Annotated in this window: 20 protein-coding genes and 2 pseudogenes; 10 read left to right on the top strand and 12 right to left on the bottom strand. The window is 68.9% G+C overall.

What is annotated here, in order from left to right:
- The 5 genes and pseudogenes from ACYVO6_RS26965 to ACYVO6_RS26945 all read right to left on the bottom strand — a co-directional run.
- Nucleotides 1-503, bottom strand: a 503-nt coding sequence (locus ACYVO6_RS26965; protein ID WP_461065457.1) for an aldehyde dehydrogenase family protein, incomplete at its 3' end; no start/stop codon positions are given.
- Between the two features lie 49 nt (nt 504-552).
- Entirely contained in the window at nt 553-1,749 is a 1,197-nt protein-coding gene (locus ACYVO6_RS26960; RefSeq protein ID WP_461065455.1) for an oxygenase MpaB family protein, read from the bottom strand.
- Between the two features lie 210 nt (nt 1,750-1,959).
- The gene (locus tag ACYVO6_RS26955; RefSeq protein ID WP_461065493.1) at nt 1,960-2,067 is read right to left on the bottom strand and encodes a hypothetical protein; all 108 of its coding nucleotides are present in this window, start codon (nt 2,065-2,067) and stop codon (nt 1,960-1,962) included.
- Nucleotides 2,068-2,158: 91 nt separating this feature from the next.
- A pseudogene (locus ACYVO6_RS26950) lies at nt 2,159-2,212 on the bottom strand (hypothetical protein); the annotation flags it as partial.
- A 130-nt stretch (nt 2,213-2,342) separates the two neighbouring features.
- The gene (locus ACYVO6_RS26945; protein WP_461065453.1) at nt 2,343-4,190 is read right to left on the bottom strand and encodes an ABC transporter ATP-binding protein; all 1,848 of its coding nucleotides are present in this window, start codon (nt 4,188-4,190) and stop codon (nt 2,343-2,345) included.
- A gap of 482 nt (nt 4,191-4,672) precedes the next feature.
- On the opposite strand from ACYVO6_RS26945, the pseudogene ACYVO6_RS26940 reads away from it, so the two are divergent.
- Nucleotides 4,673-4,912: pseudogene (locus ACYVO6_RS26940) on the top strand (FAD-dependent oxidoreductase); the annotation flags it as partial.
- A gap of 78 nt (nt 4,913-4,990) precedes the next feature.
- Here the strand turns inward: ACYVO6_RS26940 and ACYVO6_RS26935 are convergent.
- The 3 genes from ACYVO6_RS26935 to ACYVO6_RS26925 form a co-directional block, all read right to left on the bottom strand.
- A complete protein-coding gene (locus tag ACYVO6_RS26935; protein ID WP_461065451.1) occupies nt 4,991-6,547 on the bottom strand; it encodes an amidohydrolase family protein in 1,557 nt (518 codons plus the stop codon).
- A gap of 132 nt (nt 6,548-6,679) precedes the next feature.
- A complete protein-coding gene (locus tag ACYVO6_RS26930) occupies nt 6,680-7,567 on the bottom strand; it encodes a pirin family protein (RefSeq protein ID WP_461065449.1) in 888 nt (295 codons plus the stop codon).
- Between the two features lie 125 nt (nt 7,568-7,692).
- Nucleotides 7,693-8,019 carry a helix-turn-helix domain-containing protein gene (locus ACYVO6_RS26925; protein WP_461065447.1) on the bottom strand — a complete coding sequence of 109 codons (327 nt, stop codon included), beginning with the start codon at nt 8,017-8,019 and terminating at the stop codon, nt 7,693-7,695.
- Here ACYVO6_RS26925 and ACYVO6_RS26920 point away from each other — a divergent pair.
- On the top strand, nt 8,000-8,440 hold the full coding sequence (locus tag ACYVO6_RS26920; RefSeq protein ID WP_461065445.1) for an NAD(P)-dependent oxidoreductase: 441 nt from the start codon (nt 8,000-8,002) through the stop codon (nt 8,438-8,440). The two genes, ACYVO6_RS26925 and ACYVO6_RS26920, sit on opposite strands and share 20 nt — an antisense overlap.
- 162 nt (nt 8,441-8,602) lie before the next feature.
- On the opposite strand, the gene ACYVO6_RS26915 is transcribed toward ACYVO6_RS26920, so the two are convergent.
- On the bottom strand, nt 8,603-9,316 hold the full coding sequence (locus ACYVO6_RS26915) for an isochorismatase family protein (protein WP_461065443.1): 714 nt from the start codon (nt 9,314-9,316) through the stop codon (nt 8,603-8,605).
- 608 nt (nt 9,317-9,924) lie between these two features.
- Between ACYVO6_RS26915 and ACYVO6_RS26910 the strand changes: the two genes are divergently transcribed.
- The 7 genes from ACYVO6_RS26910 (at nt 9,925) to ACYVO6_RS26880 (ending at nt 15,738) form a co-directional block, all read left to right on the top strand.
- Entirely contained in the window at nt 9,925-10,368 is a 444-nt protein-coding gene (locus tag ACYVO6_RS26910) for a MarR family winged helix-turn-helix transcriptional regulator (RefSeq protein ID WP_461065441.1), read from the top strand.
- A gap of 183 nt (nt 10,369-10,551) precedes the next feature.
- Complete coding sequence (locus tag ACYVO6_RS26905; RefSeq protein ID WP_461065439.1) at nt 10,552-11,682, top strand: cupin domain-containing protein; 1,131 nt, start codon at nt 10,552-10,554, stop codon at nt 11,680-11,682.
- Nucleotides 11,679-12,854: an alpha/beta hydrolase family protein gene (locus ACYVO6_RS26900; RefSeq protein ID WP_461065437.1), complete on the top strand. Its 1,176-nt coding sequence runs from the start codon at nt 11,679-11,681 to the stop codon at nt 12,852-12,854. Before ACYVO6_RS26905 ends, ACYVO6_RS26900 begins: the two co-directional genes overlap by 4 nt.
- A gap of 221 nt (nt 12,855-13,075) precedes the next feature.
- Nucleotides 13,076-13,966, top strand: a complete 891-nt coding sequence (locus ACYVO6_RS26895) for a hypothetical protein (protein WP_461065435.1) — start codon at nt 13,076-13,078, stop codon at nt 13,964-13,966.
- On the top strand, nt 13,900-14,250 hold the full coding sequence (locus tag ACYVO6_RS26890; RefSeq protein WP_461065433.1) for a hypothetical protein: 351 nt from the start codon (nt 13,900-13,902) through the stop codon (nt 14,248-14,250). The genes ACYVO6_RS26895 and ACYVO6_RS26890 overlap by 67 nt, the downstream gene beginning before the upstream one ends.
- A gap of 61 nt (nt 14,251-14,311) precedes the next feature.
- A complete protein-coding gene (locus ACYVO6_RS26885; protein ID WP_461065431.1) occupies nt 14,312-14,959 on the top strand; it encodes a hypothetical protein in 648 nt (215 codons plus the stop codon).
- A gap of 179 nt (nt 14,960-15,138) precedes the next feature.
- Complete coding sequence (locus tag ACYVO6_RS26880) at nt 15,139-15,738, top strand: DUF998 domain-containing protein (protein ID WP_461065429.1); 600 nt, start codon at nt 15,139-15,141, stop codon at nt 15,736-15,738.
- Between the two features lie 34 nt (nt 15,739-15,772).
- On the opposite strand, the gene ACYVO6_RS26875 is transcribed toward ACYVO6_RS26880, so the two are convergent.
- The gene (locus ACYVO6_RS26875) at nt 15,773-16,630 is read right to left on the bottom strand and encodes a sugar phosphate isomerase/epimerase family protein (protein WP_461065427.1); all 858 of its coding nucleotides are present in this window, start codon (nt 16,628-16,630) and stop codon (nt 15,773-15,775) included.
- Nucleotides 16,631-16,839: 209 nt separating this feature from the next.
- On the opposite strand from ACYVO6_RS26875, the gene ACYVO6_RS26870 reads away from it, so the two are divergent.
- Nucleotides 16,840-17,877: a LacI family DNA-binding transcriptional regulator gene (locus ACYVO6_RS26870; protein WP_461065425.1), complete on the top strand. Its 1,038-nt coding sequence runs from the start codon at nt 16,840-16,842 to the stop codon at nt 17,875-17,877.
- 28 nt (nt 17,878-17,905) lie between these two features.
- Here ACYVO6_RS26870 and ACYVO6_RS26865 read toward each other — a convergent pair whose 3' ends face one another.
- Together ACYVO6_RS26865 and ACYVO6_RS26860 are read right to left on the bottom strand one after the other, a co-directional pair.
- On the bottom strand, nt 17,906-18,568 hold the full coding sequence (locus tag ACYVO6_RS26865) for a protein-L-isoaspartate(D-aspartate) O-methyltransferase (protein ID WP_461065424.1): 663 nt from the start codon (nt 18,566-18,568) through the stop codon (nt 17,906-17,908).
- 105 nt (nt 18,569-18,673) lie between these two features.
- Complete coding sequence (locus tag ACYVO6_RS26860; protein WP_461065422.1) at nt 18,674-20,032, bottom strand: alkaline phosphatase PhoX; 1,359 nt, start codon at nt 20,030-20,032, stop codon at nt 18,674-18,676.
- Nucleotides 20,033-20,195 lie beyond the last annotated feature (163 nt).

Raw genomic sequence — 20,195 nt, 5'->3', positions numbered from 1 at the left:
GCGGGAGCGATCTTCATCATGGCCAGGGCCTGCGGATAGTTCCACGGCACCAGGGCGGCCACGACCCCAAGGGGTTCACGCCGTACGAGGATGTCGCCCGGGCGGTCGCCCGCGCGCACCTCTTCCAGCGGGAACTTGCGGATCAGGCCGGCGTAGTAGCGCAGGAGCCCGGCTCCCGAGTAGCCGTTGGCCGGGATGGACAGGGAGATGGGCATGCCGTTTTCGGCGGTGACGGTCTCGGCGATGAGGGTGGAGCGCTTCTCGAGTTCGTTGGCGAACCGCTCCAGGGCGTCCGCCCGGGCGTCCGGCTCCAGGTCGGACCAGCCGGTGCCGTCGAAGGCGCGGCGGGCGGCGGCGACGGCGGCGTCCACGTCCGCGCTGTCGCCGACCGGGGTCCGGCCCATGGCCTGCTCGGTGGTGGCGTTGATGACGGTGTTGACGTCGGCGGAGTGCGGGGCGGCCCACTGGCCGTCGATGAACAGGGAACTGTAGTCGTGCGTCATGACTGCTCCTGATGAAGGGAGTTGAGAGGAAGGAGCTGGCTCGGCGGGGTCAGGCCGCGTTGGCTTCCGGCGAGATGTTCGTCTGGTAGGCGGTGTGGTCCGGCATCGCCTCGGCGGCGCCGACCGCCCTGATGGCGGTGAACTGCTCCAGGGCCAGCGCGGCGGTCTCCGGCGTGCTGCGCTGCAGTTGCCAGGACTGCGCACCGATGGCGGCGAGCAGTGGGAACAGCCCGGCGCTCTGCGAGGGAGGAAGGTGCAAGGTGTCGGCGAACCGGTCGCCGTAGTAGAGGCGGAGCAGCCCGTTGAAGAGGTCCCGCAGGGTCGCGGGGTCCAGCATGGACAGGGGGCCGGCGGTCAGTGCCTCCACGTTGGACTCCAGCATCGCCTCGGTCAGAGCGCGGGAGTTCTCGTCCGGCTCGTCGATGGTGGAGTCCAGCAGGTCGAGAAACGCCTCGGCGTCGTCGTCGCTGCGGATGTCCAGGTGGAGCCGCTCGTCCATGCCCAGCAGGTGTCCGAGGTACGACCAGTAGCGGTAGCGCTCGGCCTGCTCCTCCTCGGTGAAGGTCATGCCGAACTTGCGTGCCGCCAGGAAGGGCACGGCGGTGAAGTCGAACCAGGTGCGCAAGATGTCCGTCTGGTTGATGGGCACGCCCCACTCTGCGTTGTCCCAGCCATGCTTCATCGCCGTGTGACGCACCCGTGCGTGCAGCAGTCGTACCTGGGCCGTGCCCACATATCCGGGCGCGCCGCGCAGCAGACCACCGGGCAGCACGGCCTGCTCGTGCCATACGCCGGTCTCGACCAGTCGCCGCGGCGCCATCTTGGTGAGCGACCCCGTCTGAACCAGCAGCTTGGCGATGCCGGGCGAGGCATACGTGTGGATCAGCTGCATTCCCGCCGACGCCAGCAACGTCCACAGCGGAGGAATCGACAGGTCCGAGACGTCTCCCGCCTCCAGCGTGCCGCGATCGGTCCACTCTGGCACGGTCTCCAGCTGGGTCAGGAACGCGGCGATCGCCGGCGGCGGGTTGTCCAGGCTGTCGAGCCCGTCGGCGATGCCCTTGTTCAGCTGGCGCTTGGCCTCCTTTCCGAGCTCGTTGATCTCGGAGATGACCGCGTCGGCCAGAGGGTCGCCCGCCTGGAGCAGCTCCGCCATGAGGTCGGCCCTGGATCCGTGCTTCTCGCGAGCCGCCTCGAAGTTGACGAGACGTCCGGGACGCCTGGTGCTCTGCGTTGTCGTCGCCACGATGTCGCTCTCCTCGCTGGTCGGAAGTCTCTTGGGGTGCGCCGGCCAGAGGGCTGCGCGAACTCGAACGGCTCGCCCGCCACTGGACGATCGGCCAGTTACAACATACATACCTACTGGACGATCGTAAAGTTCCAAGCTGGACGATCGTGAGGTCTGAAACTAGACGACCGTAAAGTTGCCTGGCGGGTCACGAGGCAACGCGCTGGTTCACGGATGGATCCGCAAGATGTCGAGTGCCGTCAGCGCCACATGGAGTTCGGTGCGCTCTTCGCCGGACTCGAGGTCGCAGGCCAGCAAGCGCGCGACGGTGCGCAGGCGTTGGTAGACGGTCTCCCGGGACAGTCCGCCGCGGCGTGCGGTGGTGGCGGCGTACGAGTTCGATGACCAGGGCCGTGGCTTCGACGCCGGCGAGTTCGTCGACGTAGCGGCGTACGCCCGCCGGGTCCTCGGGCAGGGGCATGCCGGTGGTCAGGACGAGTTCGCTGCCCTTGAGGGGAGTACCAGTACTTGGCAGTGCCGGTGTGACGGACGAGTTGTCCGGCGCGCCGAACTCCCGGAACCCCGTGCGTGAAGGACCCGCCGGCTCGCGTTCAGTGCAGTTCGGACCGCGACGGGCTGTCGTCGACGGGGCTCTCGTCGAGGAAGCCGCCCGACTGGTGCTGCCACAGCTTCGCGTAGGCGCCGTCCGACGCGAGCAGTTCCTGGTGCGTGCCCTGCTCGACGATCCGTCCGCGGTCGAGTACGACGAGCTGGTCCATGCCGGCGACCGTGCTCAGGCGGTGCGCCACCACGAGCGCCGTCCGCCCTTCCATGAGCCGCCACAGCGCCTCCTGGACGAGGATCTCGCTCTCGGAGTCCAGGGCGCTGGTCGCCTCGTCGAGCAGCAGGATCGGCGCGTCGCGCAGGATCGCCCTGGCGAGAGCGACGCGCTGGCGCTGTCCGCCGGACAGCTTGACACCGCGCTCGCCCACCATGGTGCCGAAGCCGTCCGGCAGCGCGTCGGCGAACTCCGTGACGTGCGCCGCCTCGGCCGCGCGGCGGATCTCGGCATCGGTGGCGCCCGGCCGGGCGAACGCGATGTTGTCTCGGAGCGTGCGGTGGAACATCGCCGGGTCCTGCGGCACGTAGGCGATCAGGCTGCGCAGGTCGGCCTGGCGCAGCCTGCTGATGTCCTGGCCCCCGATCAGGATCCGGCCCGCGTCGATGTCCATCAACCGCAGCAGCAGCCGGCTGAGTGTGGTCTTGCCGCCGCCGGACCGGCCGACGAGACCGATCTTCGTCCCGCTGGGCACAGCCAGGTCGAGGCCCTCGAAGAGCGGCTCCGCGCCCGCGTGGGCGAAGGTCACCTGCTCGAAGCGGACGTCGGCGGCCCCGGGCAGCAGTGGCTCCGGCGACGCCGGGTCGCGCACGGTCGGCGGCGTCAGCAGCAGTTCGGTGAACTGCGCGGCCTCCGTCATCGAGCTCTCCAGACGGCGGTAGATCTGGTTGAACTCGAACATGATCCGTGTCGCGTTGGAGTAGTACGTGAAGGCGACCACGACCGCCTCCACGCCGTGCCCGCCCCCGCCGAGCATGACCGCGAGCAGCAGGCCCAGCGCGTTGGTCAGCACCGACATCGGCGCGACCAGTGTGTCGATGCGCAGGTTGCCGTAGTCCCACGACCTCAGCATGAGCCGTCGCGACGCCGCGACGCGGGACCGGTGCTCGGCCGCCTCGCGTTCCTCGGCGGCGAAGGCCCGGACCGTGTCCATGTTCATCAGGCTGTCGGCGACATGGCCCGACACTCGGGCGATCGCCTCCTCGCGCTGATCGACGAGCGCCTGGCGGCGACGGATGAGAGGCACCACGCACAGCGCCGTCAGTGCGATCATCGCCAAGAGCCCGACCACGAGCAGCGGTTCGTACCGCCACAGCACCACCGACCCGAACACCAGCGGCACGAAGCTGCCCACGACCGAGAACGTCAGCGTGTCGACGAACTCCTCGAAACGGGAGGCGAAGCTCAGGACCCGCTTGGTCAGCGACCCGGCGAAGTTGTCGTGGAAGAACGCGGCGTCCTTGGCGAACAGCTCGTCCATGCCGACCACGTACAGGTGCTCGATGCCGAGGGCGTCAACGCGGTTCAGGCAGTGCAGGCCGATGCGCCACAGCGTCTCCGCGAGCAGCAGGACACCGGCGAAGCCGAGGACGTAGGGCAGCGTCGAACCGATGGTGATACTGGCGTCGTCGGCGATTCGGCCGACGAGCTTCGCGACGACCAGCGGCGCGATGTAGTGGATGCCGATGTTGCCCAGCGCCGGCAGCAGCATCCCGGGCAGCGTCAACCGCCGGAGCCGGGCCAACTCCCGTCCGTAGTAACGAAGTGCGAGAAGCACCGGGCCCCTGCCGGGCGGTACCTCGCGTGATTGCGGTACCTCGCGTGATTCAGGAGATCCCATCCGAATCCTGTGTCGTCGTGTGCGGCCCGCCACGTGTCTCTGCGGGAGACGCCGTGCTGCAAGGTCCGTGCGGAGCTCGGTTCGAGTGAGGGCCCTCGCTCAGATCGCAATCCGACAGACGGGGGCACGAGGACGGAGCCTCCGCGCAGCTCGCGGCGAAGCCACTGTGCGAGTACGGGCAGGCCGGGAATCGGAGTGTCCCGCGACGGAGCCCGCGGAGTCCAAGCGTTTTTCTCAGTCGGCGGCACGCCGCACAGTGGGTCGGTCGGGCGGGACGACGCCGCAACACCCTGAGACATCAGAGGTGTTGCGGCGTGGTCGTGTCCTGGAGTGTTGGCGGTGGGCGGCCTCCGGCGGAACGGGGACGCCGACACGGAATACGACGCCCTTCGGGGGAGGAGTCGACATGATCCGTAAGATGTCCGTCCGCGGCCTTCCCCTTCCCGTCCGGGGGTGCCTTCGTCTCTCCCTCCGGGGAGCAGATGCCGTGGTTCCGCAAGCGGCTGATCAAGGTCGGCAGCTTCATCATCGTCACCGAGCCGCTCGGTGAGGCGCGCGCCAAGGAGCTGATCCCGAACGGTCGCCTGGTCGTCGACTCCAAGAACATCGGCCACTACGTCCGCCTCACCCCCGACAACCGCTTCGCCTTCGGCGGCCGGGCCCGCTTCGCCCCTTCCAACCCGGCCTCCGACGTCAAGAGCGGCGACATCCTCAAGAAGGAGAGTGGGAGCGGACGTGGCATGGGAGGCCACGGTACCCATGGCGGGCAGCGCCGCACTGCCGCTGTCGGCGTTGCCCGGCTATTGGGCGGTGGCACCCGGTGGTGGGTCCATGGCGCGCTGCCAGTCCTCGTCGGGGATCCGCGAGCGCAGGTACTCCAGGGACCGTTCGGCGAGTTGCCGGGCGCGGGGCAGGTCCACGCCGATGAGGGTGCCGCGGTGTTTGAGGACCCGCCCGTTGACCAGCACGGTGTCGACGTCGCCGCGGCCGGCCTGGAAGACGATGTGCCCGGCCGGGTGGTGGGTGGGGGTCATCGCCGGGGTGTCGGTGCGCAGCAGGACGAGGTCGGCCCGCTTGCCCGGGGTGAGCGAGCCGATGAGGTGGTCCAGGCCGAGCGCCCGGGCGCCGCCGATCGTGGCGTACTCCAGCACGTCCTGGGCGCGCAGCGCGTTGTTGGCGACCGCGTCGCCGGCTTCGTGGGCGTGCAGGTGGGCCAGGCCCCGGTCGGCGCTGAGCGTGGAGCGCATGGCCGAGAACATGTCGCCGCTCCACCAGACCACGGTGTCCATCGACAGCGAGATCGGGATGCCGTACCGGCGTGCCTTCGCGGTGGGCGGATAGCCCTGCCCGGCATTCAGCTCGCTCTCCGAGGAGATCGACAGGTGGGCGCCGCCGTCGGCGATGCGCCGATAGGCGTCGTCGCTCAGCGCGGCGGCGTGGACCAGGGTGTACGACGGTGACAACGCGCCGCTGTCCTCGAGGAACCGGATCTGGTCGTCGCCGAGCGCCCCGAACACGCCGGCGTGGGAGCTGACCGGCAGGTCCCGGTCGCGGGCGAACTTCAGGGCCTGACGCGCGTCGTCGGTGTCGGCGAAGATGTCGAGCGCCAGTTGCAGGGTGACGAGCTGGTCCGGGCCGGCGAACCGAGTGTTCAGCAGGTGATCGACGCGCCCGTCGGTCACCCAGCTCAGGTCGGGGGCGAACGCGTTGCCGTAGGCGAGCCGGGCGCGTCCCGGTACGGCGGACAGCGCGTCCACGGCGGCGTCGGCGTGCTCGGGGGTCCGCAATCCGTGCGACCAGTCCGTCACGGTGGTCACCCCGTCGTTGACCGCCTCCACCATGCCCAGGTAGTTGCCCGCGTAGATGTCCTCGGGGCGGAACAGCGGCCCCCACCTGGTGAGCATCCATTCCATGTAGTTGCCCAGCGTCCAGTCCGCGCCCACGCCCCGGAACGCGGACTGCCACATGTGCCGGTGGGTGTCGACGAAGCCGGGCAGCAGCAGGGCTCCGCCGGCATCGATGACGGTGGTGTGCGCGGGCGCGGGCAGCCGCTTGCCGACCGCGGCGATGGTGGTGCCACGGACCAGGACGTCGGTTTCGGGCAGCACACCACGGGCGGGATCCATGGTGACCACGGTCGCCCGGCGGATCAGAATCGGCCGGCCGGACGGGAAGGAGTACGCCGTGGACGCCGCCGCGGCCGGCGACGCCACCGCGGTTGCGCCGAGCGCGGCGGCGGCACCGGTGAGGAGACGTCGGCGGCTGGCCGACCGTACCTCGCGGCCGGTCGGTTCCGGCAGCGTCGACGTGGCCCGCTCGGCATCCGCCGGACCGGTCACACCTGCTGCTCTGTCCATCGGGCTGTCGCCTCCGTGCGTTTGGATCGGGAGCGATCCGACGTGTGAACCGAAGGAAGTACTGCGGCCTCTCCAACAGAGAGGCATGGCCCTGTACGGACCGCGTCTTGTCGCCGAGAAGGCGGAACGCGGTCAGCGGTACTGCAACCGGGCCTGGCGCGGGACGGCGCCGAACTTGCCGCTGTGGAAGTCGCGGAATGCCTGCTCGATCTCGGCCCGGGTGTTCATGACCATGGGCCCGCCGAACGTGACGGGCTGTCCGATGGGTGGCCCGCTGAAGGTCAGGACCACGCTCGGGGTGTCGCCGTCACCGGTCCGCAGCTCGATGGCGGACAGGTCTGCGTCCGGCAGAGGATCGGACCAGGCCGTCTGCCCCGCGGTCACGGTGCGGCCGGCCATGGTCACGGCGCCGGAGAGCACGGTGAAGAACGCCCGGTCCTGGCCGGGCAGGACGTGATCGAGGCTCCGGCCGGGCTCCATGGTGATCACCGAGCCGGAGATCGGCCAGTGGGTGCGCGCCGGGCCGGTCAGGCCGTCGGCGGAGCCGGAGATGAGGTCGATGCGGACACCGTCGCGCTCGACGGACGGCCGGTCGGTGGCGAGCAGGTCCTGGTAGCGGCTGTCGACCATCTTCTTGTCGGCCGGCAGGTTGACCCACAGCTGCAGTGTGTGGGCGCGTTCGTTGCGGAAGGCGAGCTCGCGGTGGATGATCCCGTGACCGGCGGTCATCCACTGGACGTCCCCGGTGGTCAGCGCGCCGGCGTTCCCGAGATTGTCGCCGTGCTCCAGCACCCCGTCCAGTACCAGCGTCACCGTCTCTATGCCCCGGTGCGGGTGCCACTCGAAGCCGGGCTCCGAGAACGTGTCGTCGGCCAGCACAAGGAAGGGGTCGGTCAGTGCCGGGGTCTGCGGGGAGAACATCAGGCTCTTGTCGTCGACCTGCGCGTCCGGGCCGAGGTGAAGCTTGTCCTCGATCCGGGCGACGGTTCGTCGCGAGATCTGCTGCTGTGCCTGCATCATTGCCTCCGCACAACCCGTTAAGTTGATGTGTCATCTAAGTGTATGGCTTTCCACGTGACGCGTCAACCGCTCTGTGCCGCGTACGTGACCCAACGCCCGCAAGGACAGCACCCGAGAGCAGAGCATCAGATGCCGGGAGCCGTTCCTCCCCGCGAGTCCACGAAGAGCAGCGCGACATGCAGGCCTGTGCGTTGCAAACCCGATTCCAGGTCGCAGCCCAGAAGCCGTTCAATGGTGTGGAGGCGCTGGTAGAACGCCTGGCGGGACATTCCGGCCTGCTTCGCCGCGACCGACTTGTTCCCGGCCGCCGTCACGTAGGCGCGCAGCGCGGCGAGCAGGTCGCCGCCATTGCGGTCTTCGTGCTCGATGAGGCGCGTCAGTCGGCGTTCCGCGTATCGCTGGAGGCGGGTGTCGTCACACCCCGACTTCGGAATGGTGCACGGCCCCGCCACGCTGGCTTCCGCCCTGGCCGAGGCGGACTACGTCATCCTCGCCGCGCCTCTCACCAAGGACACCCGGGGCATGGTCGACGCATCCGTGCTGGCGGCGATGAAGCCCGGGGCACGGCTGATCAACGTAGGCCGTGGCGCCCTCGTCGACGAAGCGGCGCTCATCGGCCACCTCGCCGACGGCCGGCTCGCCGGTGCCGCCCTGGACGTCTTCAACCAGGAGCTACTGCCTGCCCATTCGCCCCTGTGGGACATGCCCGGTGTGATCGTCTCCCCGCATACGGCGGGCGAGACCACCGGTGAGCGGGAGACGCTCATCGAAGTGTTCCTCGACAACCTCACCCGCCACATCGAGGGCCGCCCGCTACGCAACGTCGTCGACAAGCGGCGAGGGTACGTAGCGGACGAGCCGCACACCGGCTGAAGAGCGAGCCTCGCTGAACCTGGTTCTGGCTGGTCCACCCTGGCCGTCCCGATGACGGCTCCGCGCTTGAATGCTGGAGCCATGGATCAGAACGCAGGGGTGGCGACGACGTCAGCCTCCGTCAACCGTGACCAGGGGCTCTCCCGTTGAGCTCCTGGCGAGTCAGCCCTGGTTGAGCTTCTCCAGCTCGGCCTGGCGCCAGGTGTAGATCTCCGTCATGATCGCACCCTGCGGGGACGCCCAGTCGAGGCCCGACTCGGCGATCTGGGCGAAGGTCGTGTTGGGCACGCTGCCGGCCTGGATCATGCGCTGGACCGCCAGGTCGTGCGCCTCCTTGCTCGTGCCGCCGACAGCGTCTTCGGGGAACGTGGTCTTGAGACCTTCGGCCTGCATCTCCATCACCGGGAAGGCCAGGCAGATCTCGGTCCACAGGCCGAGCATGATGAAACGGCGGCGCCCGGTCTTCAGCATCGCCTGGCGGAAGGCATCGTCGTCCCAGGCGTTCATCGTGGTGCGGTCGATCTCGGGAACGTCCGGTATCTCCGCACGCAGTTCCGGGAGCGTGGGGTGGTTGACGCCGCCCTTGACCCCGACGGTGCTCAGAACGACCGGCATCCCCACCTTGACCGCGAGGCGGGCCAGCGACCTCACGTTGACCATCATCAGTTTCTGGTCCATGGACTGGACCGCCTCGAGCATCTCGGGCTGGTAGTCGATGAACACCACAGCGGAGTTGTCGAATCGGAACATCTCCGTCTGCGACTTGCCCCTGGATGCTGCGGCAGCGGCCTGGGGTGCGACCACCGAGGCTGACACAGCGGCGGCGGTCCCGCCTGCGGCAGCCATCACGCCACGACGACTGATCTGCTTGGTCATGAGAACTTCTCCTTGCTCAGGATCCAGTGCCGCAACCCTCGTGGGCGCAGTGCTCTTGCGGCATCCACCTGAAGTGGATCGGTGACTTGGCATGTTCTACTCGCACGATAGATGATTCGTCAACCGCTTAACGACCTCTCGGTCGTCGACAGGTTCGGTCGGCGAGCTGTCTGGGGCTGTTCGGTCGGTGTGAGTCAGGCTGACGATCCGGCCGTCATTCCTCGTCTGGCGTGGAGATTTGCCCGCGCGTCGGCCTCCGCGAGCGACGCCACCCTGTCGGACTCATAGCTCCCGCCGCCATCTGATGCACTCTGCGGAAGTTGATGCATCATCCATGTGGGCGGGACTGTGTGAGGCCAACGGCGGCTCCGCCGGCGGACTCAATGGGGCGGCTGCCCGGTCGCCTTCGGTCTCAGTTCCATGCTGAGGGAAAATCACCAACGGCAGGGGATCGCACTCATGCGCTCCACGTTGTCCCAGTCCACTCCGGGGCAAGTGCGCGACCCTGCCCCCTTGCAGCCGAGACAGAAACGCGGATGATCATGACGCCGAACGACCGGGCACAATGGGCCGAGCTCCTTGGCAAGAAGCATCGGCAAGCAGGCCTGATGTCCGACGAAGGCCATGTCCGGATGCTCGTCGCCGTGAACCTGGGCCGGGCGTGGATGCAGCTCTCCACGAAATCGGACGCCTACCATCGGCAGTTCGGCTGGTCCTGGGCCGGCTTCCGGCTGCTCAGCTTCCTGTGGGCCGAGGGTGACCTGGAGGTCAGGGAGCTGGCAGAGCGGCTGTGGTCCACACGCGCGGCGGTCAGCAGTGCCGTGAACAAGCTGGAAGCAGCCGGAATGGTGCGGCGCAAGCCCGTCCCGAACGATCGACGGCTGATCGTCATCCAGCTCACCGACAGCGGCCGGGCGCAGCTCGAGCGCGCCATCAAAGGGCAGACCGAGATCGAGCAGGAGTTTCTGAGCTCCCTGGATCCGCAGCAGCAGCGCCAGCTCGCGGAACTGCTCCAGACGGTGGCCGACTGCTCCGACGAGCGGGACGGCTGATCGCTCCACAGGCACCGAACGCTGGTCCGCGCAGGTCACAACACTGCCCGCACGGCCAGCTCCGCTCTTCATGAAAATCAGATCGTAAAGCGCTTGACGACCTTATTCTCGGCTCGTACTGTGCAGGTAGGGACGGCGGCCATCTCAGCGCCGCCAGAATTCATCACCGAAAGGTGAAAAGTCATGCGCGAAACACGTCACCTCATGCAGGTGAGCCGGGGCCGCACGAGTCGGCAGGCGCATCGCGATACCGGCGGAATCATCGACGATGAACTGACACGCGAGGGATTCGACGGCCGCTCGACGGTCTTCTACAGAAACGAAGACCCGACGAAGTTCCGCACCACGGGCCGCTTCCGCAATACCCAGTTCCTGAGCCAGGCCCTTCAGGCGAGCGACAGCATTTCTGCCGATGGCACTCCGCAGCGCGTGTTCTTCAACAGCGACGGTGCGATCTGGATCAGCCGCCGGCAGGAGTCGATGCCGTGGTTCCGCCGCAACGTGGACGGCGATGAGTGCTGGTTCGTCCACGAGGGAAGCGGCACATTCGAGTCGGAATACGGAGAATTTTCGTTCGGTGCCGGGGACTACGTGTACATCCCCAAGGGGGCGACCCATCGCTTTCTCGTCGACTCCCCGCTGCTCCTGTTCGGCCTGGAGTCCTTCGAAGAACTGAGGACACCGAAGTATGACGGTGTCGGCCGGCACGGGCCGATCGACCCCGACGTCGTGAGGCTCCCCAGCCTCCAGGAGCCCGTGACCGAGCTCGGTGAGTTCGTGATCAAGGTGAAGTACGACGGCGAGTACTCCGAGGTCATCAGCGAGGTCCATCCGTTCGACGTCCACGGATGGAAGGGCGACCTCTTCCCGTTCGCCTTCAATATCGCGGACTGGAACGTCATCATGTCGGACAGCCTTCACCTGCCGCCGTCGATGCACGTCTTCCTGTCGTCGCCCGGATTCCACTTGATCAACCTGCTGCCCAGGCCCTCGGAGAAGACCCCCGGCACGGAGCGGGTGCCGTGGTACCACCGCAACGCCGACTACGACGAGGTCGTGTTCGTGCACGGCGACTCGATCTTCAACTCGCCCGCGCCACCGGGTCTCATCAACCACGACCCGCAGGGGATTCATCACGGCTGGTCGCGGGAGACCCGTGAGGCGATCCAGGCCGCGTGGGAGGAATACGACCGCCTCGAGTGGAAGATCATCATGGTGGAGTCCCGTAAACCGTTCCGGCTCGACCCGGCGGTGGAACAGCTGGTGGCACAGACCGAATCGTCTTCCCTGTCAGGCAAGGAGTCGGAAAAATGACCGTTATGACTACGGACGGCTACGAATCCACGAATATCTCGCTCGTCTATGCGAATAATTCGGGATCTCGCGAGATCTACGCGTCGTGGGACGATGTGGTGTTCCTGGAAGGAAAACTGCTCGCCCGGCCCGATGTGAAGCAGGACACCGCCGTAATTTTCATCCACCCGACGGGTCCGCTCCACAACCTTCCTTTCCCGCAGGAACTGGCACGCCGCGGTGTGCATGTCCTGTGTGCGACCACGCGCTACCCGTACAACGACGCCGCGCTCATCATGGAGAACGTCCTCCTCGACCTCGGCGAGTGGGTTCGCCATCTCCGTGAGGACCGCGGTTACGCAAAGGTCGTACTCGGGGGATGGAGCGGTGGCGGGCCGGTGACCACCTTCTACCAGGCTCAGGCCGAGAAGGTCACGGTCACCGAGACGCCGGCCGGCGACCCGGTCGACCTTTCCGGACTGATTCCCGCGGACGCCGTTCTCCAGATGTCCGCGCACGTCTCACGCGCGCGACTGCTCACCGACGCCCTGGACGCGTCGATCACCGACGAGCGCGACCCGTTCCGCCGGAATCCGGCTCTGGACCTGTTCGGGAAGGACAAGGCGGCGCAGCCGCCCTACTCAGCCGACTTCATCGCCGAGTACCGAAAGGCCCAGTTGGCGCGAAACCGCCGCATCACCGCCTGGGTGAAGGAGCGGCTCGCCGACTCTGGCCCCAGCGGGGAAGCCTCCCTCAACATGCCCTTCGTGGTCTACGGCACGATGGGCGAGCCCCGTTGGCTCGACCCCGCGCTCGACCCGAACGAGCGGGAGCCGGGAACGTCCTTCCTCGGTCCTCCGGCCGTCGCGAACAACTCGCCGATCGCCCTGGCCCGGTACACGTCGCTCCGCAGTTGGCTCTCACAGTGGAGCATCGACGACACCAACGCGTCGACCGACAAGATGGGACCCGGGGTCACGGTGCCCAGCCTGGTGCTCACCAGCGGCGCGGACAACGCGGTTCCCACCCCGGTCTCCGACATCGTGGTGAACAGCCTCGGCGGTGAGGTCACCCATCACCACCTTGTCGGCGCGAACCACTACTACCTCAACCAGCCCGACAAGCTGGCAGAGGCTTCAACGGTCCTCTTGGAGTGGCTGCAGAACCGAGGCATGCACTCTCCCGTTGGCTGAGGACCAGCCGTCAAGCATCCCCGGGGGGCGGCCGGCGTCGAGCGGGTGACCGCGAGACGTCGGCCGCGTGGCGCCGCCGCGGTCACGCCCCGGTGATCACCGCGTCCCGGACCTTGACGGTGTCCACGAACTGTTCGAATCGTTTACTCGGCCGAGTACGCTCAACGCTTCGCGGCCGGCCACCGGCAGGGCGCATTCGCGGACGGAAGGAATCAACTGACGTGGCAGTAACGGACGTTGACCCGTCTGTTCTCCGCTTCGGTTCCGGGCACGTGGTGCTCGACCCGGGCACGGGCGCCCTGCTGCGGTTCGTCGACGAGCAGGACCCGGCGCGCCGGTTTCTGCTGGAGGCGGAGACCACCGACTGGCACTCGGTGGAACACCAGTGGGGCTCGGGGCATCTCGTCACCGAACGTGGCGCGGCCCGCTGGTACACCCCCGCGCGGCTGCGGATCGAGGAGGACGGCGCGGAAGCCGTGTACACGCCGCTGCCGGGCCTGCGCGTCGAGGTGCACCGCAGCGTGCGCGGACGGACCCTCCACGAGCGGTACGCCGTCGTCAACATCGCCTCCGAGCCGGTCACGATCACCGCGCTCGGCATCCAGACACCGTTCGCCGACCTGTACGACGGGGCGGAGCGATCCCTCCAACACGCGGTGCACGCCCACCTGTTCACCGGCGGCACCTGGGCCTGGGCACTGGCCCAGCCGATGTCCGGCCGGGGTCGCGTTCTCGGCGTGATCGTGCGGGAGGGCGCGCTGCGGGCGTACGCCGTCGAGTCGCGGAACGTGAACTCGATGTCCAACGCCCGCGGCCACCTGGTCCTCCTGGTGACGGACCACGCCCGCAACCCCGGCGCCTTCGGCGGCCAGCCGCCCATCGTCCTGCAACCCGGCCAATCCACTGCCGTCTCCTGGGAGTTGGGCTGGTACGCCACGGCGTGTACACCTTGGACCTGGACAACGGGGCCCGTACCGAGGTCCTCTTCCACCTGCCGCTGCGGGAGATCGTGCGGCGGCGGACGGCGTACATCATGGAGCACCAGGTGGCCCGCGAGCGCCCCGGCTTGCTCGCCCACGCCTTCGTGCCCGTCGACACCCGCACCGGGCTGACCCAGGCCACCAACGGCTGGTCGGACTGGACCGACGGTTCTGAACGCCTCGCCATGCCGCTGCTGCTGCAACTCGCCACCGCCCGCGGCTGGGCTGACCCCGAGCAGACCGGACCGCTTCTCGACGGCTGGGCCCGCTTCGTCCGCGCCCATCTGCTGGACGACACCGCCGCCCCGCCGCGGCTCCCAGAACTGGTACACCGGCCCCCGGCTGTACGACGCCCCCTGGCTGGCCCAGTTCTTCCACGACCGGCACCGCCTGCGCGGCGACGAGGACGCCCTTGACCTGGCGGCCCGCATCACCGAGCGCGGCTTCGAACTCGGCGCCGCCGAACACCTCTCCCTGATGCTGTCCCAGACGACGAGGGCCATCGCCGACAGCCTCGACACCACAGGGCAGACCGCCCGAGCCGAGGCGCTGCGCGCCCAACTCGTCGACAGCGCCCGGCACTTCGTACGCCTCGGCACCCGGCTGCCCGAGCACGAGGTCGCGTACGAGCAGTCCATGGTCGCCCCACTCCTTGACCTGCTCATCGACGCGTACGCCCTGACCGGCGAGCCGGTCTTCCATGACGCCGTCGCCGAACGGCTGCCCTGGCTGCTGGCCTTCTCCGGCCCGCAGCCGCACGCCCGGATGCACGGCATCGCGATCCGCCACTGGGACGGCTACTGGTTCGGCGCCAACCGGCTGTGGGGAGACGTGTTTCCCCACTACTGGAGCGCCCTGACCGCGACCACCCTGCTACGGCTGCCGGCCGGCCTGCGCACCGAGCACACCGACCGTCTCGCCCGGGCGATCCTGGCCGCCAACATGGCCAACTACCGCGAGGACTCCACAGCCACCTGCGCCTTCGTCATGCCGTCGACCGTCGACGGCCGCCCTGCGCACACCGCGGACCCGCTGGCCAACGACCAGGACTGGCACCTCGTGCTGTGGATGCGGACCGAGGAGCCGAAGGACCCGAAGCCTGCGGCGGCAAGCGCCAGGGCTTGATGCCCCCCGCCCACAGGCTGACCTCGGCGTCCGTGGGCTTCGGCGTGGCCCCCTCGGAGCTGTCGTCCGCCGCATCCGGGCGCCGGCGGTGGCCCAGGGTGATGCCGGGAGTGAGGAGGTCGGGGGACTGACCGGAACAGGAACCGGATCTGCAGGGATAGGCGTTTTACGGTGTCCTGATGCGACTTGTTCCTAGATGGGCCCTGCTCTCGTCGGGGTGTGCGCCCGTCCTGCTGGCCGGAGGCTGGGCGATCGCGGCGGTGCTGGAGGGACCCGCCTACGACCCCGCCACCCGGACGATCAGTGTCCTGGCGGCGTACGGGGCCTCGGGATTCTGGGTGATGACCGGAGGACTGCTCGCCCTGGGCGCCTGTCACCTGCTGACCGCCTGGGGGCTGCGTGCGGCGGCACTCGCCGGACGTGTGGCGCTGGCCGGCGGTGGAGCGGCGACGTTGGGGGTGGCACTGTTCCCGGCGCCGAGCAGTGGGGGTTCCCTGGGGCACGGTTTCGTTGCCGCGGTCGGATTCGCTCTGCTGGCGGTGTGGCCGGTCCTGGCTGCCGATCGCGGAGGGACCGCACCCTGGGGGCTCCGGCCCGCGCCCTCGTTCGCGGCGACCACCCTGATGGCCGTCGGCGCGGCATGGTTCCTGATCGAACTGCACCGTCACGGTGCCGCTGGTGTCGCCGAACGCGTGGTGACCTCCATCCAGTCCCTCTGGCCCTTCGTAGTCGTCGCTTCGTGCGCCCGTCATCCTGACGACGACGGGCCTGCGATGTGAGTCCTGCGAGGTGAGGGGTGAATGCCGGGCGGAGTCACTTCCAAGTGGCCAGGTATTCGCCGATCTTCTCCCGCATGAATACGGAGGACTCCTTGGCCTTCTCCTCCCAGGCGAACACGCAGGCGGTGAGGGTGCCGTCGAAGCCGCCTGCGTCGAGTGCGCGGAAGAGTTCGTCGAAGTCGACCTCGCCCTCGCCCATGTTCAGGTGCTGGTGGATGCGGGCCGGGGTGCCGGGCGGGTTGAGGATGTAGCGGTTGCCGGAGGACGCGGTGTGGTCGAGGGCGTCGGCGAGGTGGACGTGGGTGAGCAGGTCTCCCGCGTACTCGATGATGCCGGGGGCGTCGTTGCCGATGTGGAAGGTGTGCGGGGCGCAGTAGAGGAAGCCGACGTTCGGGTGGTTGATGCCGCGGATGAAGTTGATCGCGTCGTAGCCGTTCTCGATGAAGTCGTCCGGATGCGGCTCCAGGGCGAGGTGGATGCCCTCGCGTTCGAACAGCGGCAGCAGTTCGTCCATCGACTTCCAGAACTGGGCCTCGCTGCGGTCCGGGTCCTCCGGGCGGCCGTTGAACTCGGAGATCATGCTGGTGACGCCGAGGTCCGCGGTGATCTGGACGGCCCGCTTCCAGTACCGTACGGCGGCCTGCCTGGCGTCCTCGTCCGGACCCGACCAGCGGAACAGGGGGAGGACGGAGGAGATGCCGACGCCCGCGGACTCCAGAGCCTTGCGGAACTTCGCGACCGTGCCGTCATCGAGGCGCGGATGGCGGAAGAACGGGATGAAGTCCTCCCGCGGCGACAGCTCGATCCACTCGTAGCCCAACTCGGCCACCACGGCGGGCAGTTCGAGCAGTGGGGTGTTGCGGATCATGTACGGGTCGAGGGCGATCTTCATGGTGAGTACTCCTTGGTGTCATCGGCTCCGGCGACGCGCCACCCGGGCGCCGCTCCCCGGCCGGAACTGGACGAACCGGGCGCTCGCCGTCCCGCTTCCTGTCTGGGCCCGGCCACTCAGGACCTACCGTTAAAGCGCTTTAAGTCCTGGTACTATCAGCGGCGTCACAGACAGATGTCAAGGGTGTTGCCCAAACCACGGGAGGTCGTGTGGACGAGGTCGGCTCCGGTGCCCCCGCGGGCGGCAACGGCGCGACTCCGCGTCCCCGCCTGGAGGACGTCGCCGCGCGCGTCGGCCTGTCGACGGCGTCGGTGTCGCTGGTGCTGCGGGGCGTGCCCGGCCCCAGCGAGCGCACCCGGCAGCGCGTCCTGAAGGCCGCCGCCGAACTCGGCTACCGCCCCGACCGCACCGCCAGCGCCCTGGCCAGCAGGCGCAGCCGGCTGCTCGGCGTCATGGTCGCCATCCACAGCCCCTTCCACGCCGAGCTGGTCGAGCACCTGCACACGGCCGCCGAGGAGGTGGGCTACGACCTCGTCCTGAGCGCCCTGACCCCGAACCGCGACGAGAACACGGCCGTCGAGACACTCCTGGCCTTCCGCTGCGAGGCGCTGATCCTCCTCGGCCCGGTGGCCCCCGCCTCCGTACTCGCCGACCTCGACCGAAGGGCGCCCGTCATCTCCGTGGGCCGCCGGATCACCGGGGCCGAACTGGACGTCGTCCGCACCGCCGACGACGACGGAGTCGGCCAGGTCGTCGACCACCTGGTGGGCCTCGGGCACCGTACGATCGCCTACGTCGACGGCGGCAAGGGTGTCATCGCCACCGACCGGCGCCGCGGTTACCGGAGTGCCATGCGCCGCCACGGTCTCGACGAACAGATCGGGATCCTGCACGGGGACATCACCGAGGAGGCCGGGGAGAAGGCCGGCCGGCACTTCCTCGACGACGGCGAACTGCCGACCGCCGTCGTGGCCTACAACGACCAGAGCGCCATCGGCCTGCTCACCGCCTTCCGGCGGGCCGGCATCGACGTCCCCGGCACCATCTCCGTCGTCGGCTACGACGACAACACCCTGTCCCGGCTGGCCGCCTTCGACCTGACCACCGTCAGCCAGAACGCCGAGGAACAGGCCCGCCAGGCCGTGACGGCCGCCGTCGAGCGCCTCGACCAGGGCCGCACCACACCCCGCGAGATCGTCCTCGATCCCTCCCTGGTGATACGGGGGACCACGGCTCAGCCGCGCTGATCACGGGGGCAGGCGCCGCTGGTCTCGCTCAAGGAGGACCCGTGTCGTCCTGGGGAAAGCCGTACCGTCCCTGAAGCCGCACGAAGCGGGCCGCGGTCACGATCCGACGCTGCTCCAGCCCCGATGCGGTGCGCACGAAGCACACGACGCGCTCGTGTCCGCCCGGCCCGATCGGCTGCACCAGGCGGCCGGACGGCCGCACCTGCGTGACCAGCGGTGCGGGTACCTCCGGGAACGCGGCCGAGACGACGACCGCGTCGTACGGAGCGCGGTCCGGCACGCCGCCGCTGCCGTCGCCGATCCGCAGCTCCACGTTCCGTATCCGCTGCCGTGCGAGGTTGCCGCGCGCCTGGCGGGCGATGTCCGGCCGCATCTCGATGCTGACCACGTCGGCGGCCAGCCGGGCGAGCAGCGCCGTCTGGAAGCCGAGACCGGTACCGATCTCAAGGACATGCTCGTTCCCGCCCAGGCCAAGGCTCTCGATCATCATGGCGGACAGCGACGGCTGCGTCGTGACCTGTCCCTGCCCGATCGCAACGGGTGCGTCGCGGTAGGCGGCGGCCACCTGACCGGCCGGAACGAACTCCGCCCGGGGCGTCGTCCGTACGGCCTCGAGCAGCCGTTCGTCCCTGATCCCGGCGGCTCCGAGGGCCCGCACGAGATCCTCGGGCTCCCTGGGTACGGAGTTCATGGGCGGGTCACCACACCGTCAGCCTAGGCGGCCGGGTGAGGGTTGCCGGACCTGTTCTGGCTCCGGTCCGGCAACCCTGCGGGCAGACGGTGACCTACGGACGGATCAGAGCGCGCCCTGGGTCCAGGGTCCGGTGATCGCGAACGTGATGCCGGGTGTCTGGACGTTGACGAACAGCCAGTTGCCGTTCTTCGGCTCGAACACGGATCCCGCCCACTCGGAGCCCCTGTGGTCGGCGGCCGGGACGTTCTTGCCCGCGGTGCCGCCCCGCAGGTCGACGTCGTTGGCGGCGAAGCGGAAGATCTCGCCCTCCGTGGTCAGCCCGTGGACGTACTCGGTGCCGCCGCCGTCCTCGCACAGCACCAGGCCGCCGCGAGGGCTGACGCACATGTTGTCCGGTGCGTTGAGCACGTCGGAGCCCGGGGAGGCGAAGAGCACCCTGAACTCGTCGGTGGCCGGGTCGAGTTCGAAGACCTGGCCCTGGCGGGCGGGACCGCCGTCGGTCGTGAGCACATAGATGCGGTCGTTGCCGTACCAGGCGCCCTCGAGGCGGCTGAACACGGCGGCGCCGTTCGCCTGCGCCTGGAGCCGCACCGTGTCCGTCGCCGGGTCGGCGTCGCTCACGGGCACCCAGGAGACGGTGCCGTACGCCTTCTCGCCGTCGAGGCGGGTGTCGTACTTCGCGGCGCCGATGCGCATGGCCTCGAGGCGGCCGCCCTTGGACAGATCGCCCGGCACCGCCGGCACGAAGCGGTACAGCGATGCGTCGCCGCGGTCCTCGGTCTCGTAGACGTGGCCGGTCGCCGGGTCGATGGCGACGGCCTCGTGGTTGAACCGGCCCATGGCCTTGTACGGTTCGGGGTTGCCCTTGCCCTGAGAGGCCACCTCGAAGATGTAGCCGTGGCGCTTGCCGGCGGTCGTGGAGAAGGTTTCCTCGCAGGTGAGCCAGGTGTTCCACGGGGTGGGACCGCCGGCGCAGTTGCGGATGGTGCCGCCGAGGCTGCCGTACGACTCCAGCCATTGGCCGGCGTCCGGGTCGAAGACCATGGTGGTGGTCCCGCCGCCGGCCTCGGGGTTGTAGGCCGGGGCGGTGAAGGCGGGTCCGGCGCCGCGCTCGTGGTTGCGGACGAGGTGGACCTTGTCCCCGTACCGGAAGGCCGCCATGCCGTCGTGCGAGCCCGGGGTCCGTACCCCGTCGTCCATGAGGTCGTTCGTCCAGCCGTAGGAGATGTACTCGAACCCGCGCGGCAGCTGCAGCAGTTCCAGGCCGGTCGCCTGGTCCTTGACCGGGCGCAGCGGACCGTACCCGGCGTCGAATTCCAGCTTGACCGGCGCGGCTGCCGCCGTCCGCGCCGCGAGGGCCTGGAAGGGTACGGACGCGGCAGCGGCCACGGCAGCCCCGCGCAGGAGGGTGCGTCGTTCAAAACCGGAACCGGTGGATCTTCCGGCGGACGTGCCTGACATGGGAGTCCTCTCGATGCAACGAACGAGGGGGCGGCGCGAGTCACTCTAGGAGCAGACGCTTGGTCGTTTTCCCAACGGCAAGTGAGCGTTGGGAGAACCTCTTTCGGCCATGGGGGCAGGAATTTGGCCATTCGGTGCGCACGAGGCCGGGGCGTCCGCAGGG

The sequence above is a fragment of the Streptomyces pseudoechinosporeus genome (assembly GCF_054783935.1).
This window is presented reverse-complemented; position numbering and strand designations above follow the sequence as displayed.